Source organism: Jiella pacifica (assembly GCF_010500815.1).
GTDB lineage: Bacteria > Pseudomonadota > Alphaproteobacteria > Rhizobiales > Rhizobiaceae > Jiella > Jiella pacifica.
Map to the genome: position 1 here is coordinate 1 of NZ_JAAAMG010000054.1, position 5,404 is coordinate 5,404.

Below are 5,404 nucleotides of genomic sequence, written 5' to 3' on the forward strand. Positions count from 1 at the left end.
GTGATGGCATCTCCGAGCTTCGACAATCGAGCCGAACCGCAGCACGAGCAAGAGGTCGGCGCCGGCACGATCACCCGTTCCCGCGGCAGATGCTCCGGGAACGGCTTCTTCGAGGGGCGCTTGCGGGTGAAGGCCTCGACGACCGTCGTCTTCGCCGCGGCCTGCTCGGCGGCAAGCTCGTCCTCGGTCGCGGCCGCCTGGGCGTCCTCGAGTTGCATCTCCAACTGGTCGATGAGACGCGCCTTCTTCTCCGAACGCGTCCCATAGAGCTCGCGCTTGAGCTTCTCGATCTCCAGCGTCAGATGCGCGATCAAGGCTTCGGCGTGCGAGGCCTTCGCCCTTCTGTTGGCCACTTCGGCTTCCGCCCGATCGGCACGCCGTTCGGCCGCCGCAAGCGCGGCCTTCAGGGCGGCGATATCGTCCGGCAGGGCGGCCATGGCGGAAGGTCCGAAGCAGTTCGTGACAAAGCCGATTCTGCCACAAAACCCCTGCGACGCAAGCCTTTCCGCCTATCCCACCGACGTCGGCCTCCAGGTTTCTTGCGGAGCGCGCCAGTCGATTCCGGACAGGAGATAGCCCAGTTGCGCCGGGGATATCGTCACCGCGCCATCCGCGACCGACGGCCAGAGAAAGCGCCCCCGTTCAAGCCTCTTCGTATAAAGGCACGCGCCCTGGCCATCATGCCAGATGATCTTCAAAAGGTCGCCTCTACGGCCACGAAAGCAGAACAGATGGCCACTGTTCGGGTCGCGCTTCAGCACCTCCTGCACCATCAGCGACAGGCCCGGGAAGCCTTTACGCATATCGACATGCCCCGTCGCCAGCCAGACCCGCACCCCGCTCGGAACCGGGATCATCGGCGCCGATCCACAACGGCGATGACCCGCGCCAGAGCCTCGGGATCGACACCGGCGTCGATGACGATCCGTCGCCCGCACGTCAGGATGATCTCCATGCGAGAGGACGTCGCCACGCTCCCTTGCCTCGGCAACTCCGATACCGGTGCGAGCACCGCAGGAACAAACGTTGGCACGAGATCCGGTCCGGCTGGGGCGTCTCGAAACGTCCGCCGCCACGTCGCCAGTTGCGAGCGCGATATCCCGTACCGCCGGGCCGTCGCCGAGACCAGCCGCGGGCATGCCATGCTCTTGATGACGATCTTCAGCTTCTCCTCGTCGCTCCAGCGACGACGCCGCCCCGTCTCGACGATCTCAAGCCGCTCAAAGGCTCTGTGCGTATTCCTGTCCATACGCACTGTTTTCAAGCGCGAAACCTAAACCCCGCAAGGCGGTCTCCGCCGTAGGCGTACGAAGAAGGCGAGGAAGCTTCCGTTCGCTTCCGGCAAAGGACTGAGGGAAATTGTAATCGCTATATGATGGCTATGGCCCCATGAGCTCTCGCTCGTTCGCGGCGTCGAATTTGGCGACATCGCTTTCCATGCGGCTTCCCCACCGCGCGACGAAGGCTGCCGTATCCTCGGCAGCCAGGTGAGCGTCGAGTGCAGCCTGATCCCGCCAGCGTTCGACGACCAGTATTCGCCCGGCGCTGGAATTCTCGGGCGCGACGGCGAAGAACAGGCAACCGTCGCGAGCGCGGGCGGCGTCGCCGAACGTCGCCATCTCGAAAAGGAAGGCCGCGACATCGGCGTCGACGATGTGAATTTGTCCGATTACGATCAGCATGACGGTCTCTCCTCAGCAATCGACCGGTTCACTCGAGGACGAGCACGATCTTGCCCTGAATGCTTCCCTGTTCGGCCCGCTCATGTGCCCGGGCGGCACTGGCAAGCGGGTAGGTGCTGTCGATCACGACGCGGACGGTTCCGTCATCGAGGAGGGGCGCGGCCTTCTTGAGCTGTGCGCCGCTGGAGCGGACCTGCGTCGACGACACGGTGATGCCGAGAAGTTCCGCCTCGTCCTGTGCGTCAAACCCGAGCGGGAACGCCAGGAACAGTGCGCCGGCGCGTCTGATCGTCTTCAGGAAGCGGGACGCCGCCGTGCCGCCCACCGTGTCGAATACGAGATCGACGTCGTGGACGGCCGTGTCGGCCGAGGTCTTGTTGTAGTCGATGAACTGATCGGCCCCGAGATCACGCATAAGCGCTTCGTGCTTGCCCGAGGCAACGGCGATGACGCGAGCACCCTTCCAGCGCGCCAACTGCACGGCCAGATGTCCGACGCCGCCCCCCGCACCATTGATCAGCACCGTCTTGCCGGCAAGGGCACCGGGACATGGGGAGCGGGTTGGAACGGGTTCGGCTCTTCGTGACCGAGATCGATCAGGAACTGCCATGCGGTGAGGAGCGACATGGGCGCGCCCGCTGCGTGTACATGATCGATGCCCCCAGGCTTCAGCGCCAGCTCCGAGGCGGGCACGCTGACATATTCAGCGTAAGCTTTGCTGCCCTCCATCACATCCGCGGGAAAGCGGACCATGGCGTAGACTTCGTCGCCGGGAGAAAACCCTCCGGCGCCTTGGCCGACACTCTCAACGACGCCCGAAATGTCCGAACCGAGGATCAGCGGAAAGACGGGATGAGGCTGCCACTCCGAGGGCAGCGAGCGGTAGCCATCCCGGAGATACCAGTCGGGCGGATTGAGGCCGGCGGCCCGTACCCGCACCAGGACCTCGCCAGCTTTCGGCTTGGGTCTTGGGGCATCCTCGTAACGGAGCACGTCCGGTTCGCCGAATTCGTGGAGGCGGATCGCCTTCATTGTGTTGCTCATGGATCGCTGCCTTCGCTGGTTGGACTGCGCTCAATGTAGTCGAAGGGGTAGCTCTTGATTATTTGGGCCAATGCCGCTTCTGTTGTGCCATGAAGGAACAAATGGCGTTGGAACGGCTGACAGGGTTGGCAGCCTTTGCGCGAGCGGGTTCGCTCGGCAGCTTCACAGCGGCAGCCCATGCGCTGTCGATCTCACCCTCGGCGGTCAGCAAGAGTGTCCAGCGCCTGGAGAAACAGCTCGGGGTTTCCCTCTTCACACGCACGACCCGCTCGCTGACTCTGACGCCGGAAGGACGCGACCTGCACGAGCGCGCCGTCAGTCTGTTGCGCGATGCCGAGGAGATCGGGCAGACGGCTTTGGCAGCGCGGACGGAACCGTCGGGCCCCTTGCGGATCACGGCTTCCCTGCCAATCGGCATGCATGTCATCGCCCCTATGCTGCCGGCATTTTGCCAGGAACATCCAAAGGTCAGCGTCGATCTGCGGCTGAACGACCATCTGGTTGATCTGGTTGGTGAGGGAATTGACGTCGCGGTCCGGATCGGTGAACTTCCAGATACCCGGCTGGTGTCGCGCAGGCTCGCGCCGCATCGGTTGTGCTGCTTTGCGTCGCCGGCCTATCTCGCAACGCGCGGGACGCCGCAGCACCCCAATGACCTGGCTGAACACGCCACCGTCCTTTTGCGCTATCAAAGCACGGGGCAGGTCTTGCGGTGGCCCTTCCGGATCGCAGGGCGAGTGGCCGAGAGGACGCCTGACTCGTCCCTGTCACTCGATGTCAGCGAGGCGATCGTGGCTGTGCTGGCCGCGGGTGGGGGGATTGGAATGGCGGCGACGTTCGTTACGGCGCCCTATGTCGCCCGCGGCGAGCTCGTCCCTGTGCTCGCCGATTTTGCCGTCGAACGAGACAACGTCACTGCGCTGTGGCCAGAGAGTCGGCGCACCAATCCGGCCGTCCGTGCATTCCTGACAGCGTTGCAAGCATCCTTCCGGGAGCGGATGCGTCAGCTCGATACGGAATGATGTCTGCATGCCGGCGGAGTTCTTACGTTTGAACCGGCCGGAACGGGTCGATTGCCGATCGGCAGCTTTTCCGCAGGTCGTGTCCGAAATCTGCCGGTCTCCTTTCGGCCCGCGGCCGCAATCTGCCCGGCCGACCGGATCTCGTCTTTGGGCTTCACCGCAAGGTCGTGTTCGTCCAGGGCTGCTTCTGGCATCGTCATCCGGCTTGCAGGAAAGCGACGACTGCCAAGTCGCGCATCGACTTCTGGCAGGACAAGTTCGAAATGAACGTCGCCTGCGATGCGCGGACATCCGCGATCTCGAGGTCGCCGGATGGCAGGTGATGACGGTTTGAGAATGCGGAACGAAGGACGTCGAGGCGCTGGTGAGTAAGACCCAAGACCTTTCTCGACCAGACCCCAACTCCACGAATTCCTCGTTTTGTAGCATGGTAACTCACGGACGGAAGAGCGAACGCATGGGACCTACGATCCGACGCGCCAAATGTCGTGACGGCGGGGTGATGAGCCAGAAGGCGCTGGAGGAACTTTCCCGTCATCGACTGCACGAGATGCGACACGAGGCGGTCGTGGCGCAGGTCGGCAACGCAAGCGAGCCGTTCTGGTGCGAGGAATGCGGACAGCGACTCTGGCCGAAGCTGGACGTGACTCGCCGACCGATTTGGGCCCACCTCGCCGATCCTGCGGATCCTGGTCGGTATTGCCCTCTGATGGGGACGAGATTGACCTACGACCAACTGGACGCTCGCCTGTATCGCGGTCGCCAGGAGGGGGCGCTCCATCACCGCATCCTTGACGAACTGGAGACGATGTCGCGCGTCGATCGTTGGGTGGATTCAAACTCGATCCGCCGGGAACGCTACCTCCCCGCTGCGGTGTCGGCCTTTCGCGGGCGCTTCCCGGACCTATACCTGACCGCTCAGGGCCGTGCCTTTGTGTTCGAGGTTCAGACCGCTCCGATCACGGTCCATCGGCTTATAGAACGGGGACGGTTCTACGCGACCGCGGGGACCAGGCTGCTTTGGGTGACATGGGGCTTCGATCCGCAGAGCCATACGAACGCTTGGTATTGGGACCTTATCTCTGCGGACATCGATACCCTATTCTCGCTGGACGACGCGGTGCTGGCACGCAGCCGTAACGACAACGCGATATCGTTGCGACGCTTTCGAGTTCGACCCGAAGACGGTGGTTTCGATGTCGACATTGTAGGTCTATCCGATCTCGATCCCTATTTATGGTCACTTGATTTGAAGGAACGTTGGATGGCCGCTGTAGGACGTCGCCTGCAACTGTCCGAAGTGGCCTTCGACGAACTGGCAACCCGTGCCAACATTGTTCCGGAAGGCGACGACGAACGCTGGTCACTCGCCGAAACGGCGAACGTCCTGATCGCGTTGGAAGCGGGCAGACCGGTCGGTCGAGGTAGCGAGAACGTCGTCGGTCAGGTTAACGCGTTCCTGAACTCGGACTACGGGGCCGTTGCACGAGGCATCGTCCAGCAGGCCCTCACCAAGTTCCAACCAGATCTCTGAGGTGGTCCCGGTTTCCCGGCTCTTCCGCAGATTGTGTGGTCATGAGGCTTTGCGACTCTTTCTGACACCGCAGATGATGCGGTGGAGAAGGCATGCTTCAGATATCCATGGTTCCCGGCTGC

General features: G+C 63.0%; 7 protein-coding genes and 1 pseudogene. 3 read left to right on the forward strand and 5 right to left on the reverse strand.

The genetic code is table 11. The features are described from left to right. The 5 genes and pseudogenes from GTK09_RS26900 to GTK09_RS26920 all read right to left on the reverse strand — a co-directional run. A partial coding sequence (locus GTK09_RS26900) for an IS66 family transposase (protein ID WP_203561236.1) occupies nt 1–437 on the reverse strand: 437 nt, incomplete at its 3' end. Between the two features lie 72 nt (nt 438–509). After that, on the reverse strand, nt 510–857 hold the full coding sequence (gene tnpB / locus GTK09_RS26905; RefSeq protein ID WP_163466457.1) for an IS66 family insertion sequence element accessory protein TnpB: 348 nt from the start codon (nt 855–857) through the stop codon (nt 510–512). Next, entirely contained in the window at nt 854–1,249 is a 396-nt protein-coding gene (gene tnpA / locus GTK09_RS28260) for an IS66-like element accessory protein TnpA (protein ID WP_163466458.1), read from the reverse strand. Before tnpA ends, tnpB begins: the two co-directional genes overlap by 4 nt. Before the next feature lie 130 nt (nt 1,250–1,379). Continuing rightward, on the reverse strand, nt 1,380–1,682 hold the full coding sequence (locus GTK09_RS26915) for a putative quinol monooxygenase (protein ID WP_163466459.1): 303 nt from the start codon (nt 1,680–1,682) through the stop codon (nt 1,380–1,382). Between the two features lie 28 nt (nt 1,683–1,710). After that, nucleotides 1,711–2,726: pseudogene (locus tag GTK09_RS26920) on the reverse strand (NADP-dependent oxidoreductase). 89 nt (nt 2,727–2,815) lie between these two features. Between GTK09_RS26920 and GTK09_RS26925 the strand changes: the two are divergent. The 3 genes from GTK09_RS26925 to GTK09_RS26935 all read left to right on the forward strand — a co-directional run bounded on the left by GTK09_RS26925 (nt 2,816) and on the right by GTK09_RS26935 (nt 5,282). Then, the gene (locus GTK09_RS26925; protein ID WP_163466460.1) at nt 2,816–3,748 is read left to right on the forward strand and encodes a LysR family transcriptional regulator; all 933 of its coding nucleotides are present in this window, start codon (nt 2,816–2,818) and stop codon (nt 3,746–3,748) included. 122 nt (nt 3,749–3,870) lie between these two features. Then, nucleotides 3,871–4,071 (forward strand): PDDEXK family nuclease, encoded by a 201-nt coding sequence (locus GTK09_RS26930; RefSeq protein WP_246218162.1) that lies wholly within the window; start codon nt 3,871–3,873, stop codon nt 4,069–4,071. A gap of 179 nt (nt 4,072–4,250) precedes the next feature. Continuing rightward, the gene (locus tag GTK09_RS26935) at nt 4,251–5,282 is read left to right on the forward strand and encodes a competence protein CoiA family protein (RefSeq protein WP_163466461.1); all 1,032 of its coding nucleotides are present in this window, start codon (nt 4,251–4,253) and stop codon (nt 5,280–5,282) included. The last annotated feature ends 122 nt before the right edge of the window (nt 5,283–5,404 follow it).